The organism is Pseudomonas sp. MWU13-2105, from assembly GCF_023242315.1.
Classification (GTDB): Bacteria; Pseudomonadota; Gammaproteobacteria; order Pseudomonadales; family Pseudomonadaceae; genus Aquipseudomonas.
The window spans coordinates 1-521 of sequence record NZ_JALLIY010000086.1; the positions used below are offsets into that span (position 1 = coordinate 1).

Annotated in this window: 1 protein-coding gene; it reads right to left on the reverse strand. The window is 60.7% G+C overall.

Annotation, left to right across the window (positions count from 1 at the left end):
• A partial coding sequence (locus M5B96_RS32415) for an IS256 family transposase (RefSeq protein ID WP_248801243.1) occupies window positions 1-521 on the reverse strand: 521 nt, incomplete at both ends.

A 521-nucleotide genomic window follows, 5' to 3' on the forward strand; every position in this document is an offset into this window, starting at 1 on the left:
GCCACCATGGTGCGCTGGCCCTTGCCGACATGGGCCATGGCGTTGCGCATGAAGTGTACCCGGCAGCGTTGCCAGGTCGCATGAAACACTTTGGATACGGCGGCTTTGAGCCCTTCGTGGGCATCAGAGATCACCAGCTTTACACCGCGCAAGCCACGTCGCATCAGGCTTCGCAGGAAGTCCGTCCAGAACGGCTCTGCTTCCGAAGGGCCGACGCGCATGCCCAGGATTTCCCGGCCACCATTGGTGTTCACCGCCACGGCGATTATGACGGCGACCGACACAATACGCCCGGCCTCCCGTACTTTGACGTAGGTGGCATCAATCCAGAGGTAGGGCCAGTCACCTTCAAGCGGGCGATCCAGGAACGCGTTGACACGCTCGTCAATCTCGCCGGCCAGTCGCGAGACCTGGCTCTTGGAGATGCCGGTCATGCCCATGGCCTTGACCAACTCGTCTACGGAGCGAGTTGAAACACCCTGGATATAGGCTTCCTGAATCACTGCGGCCATGGCTTTCTC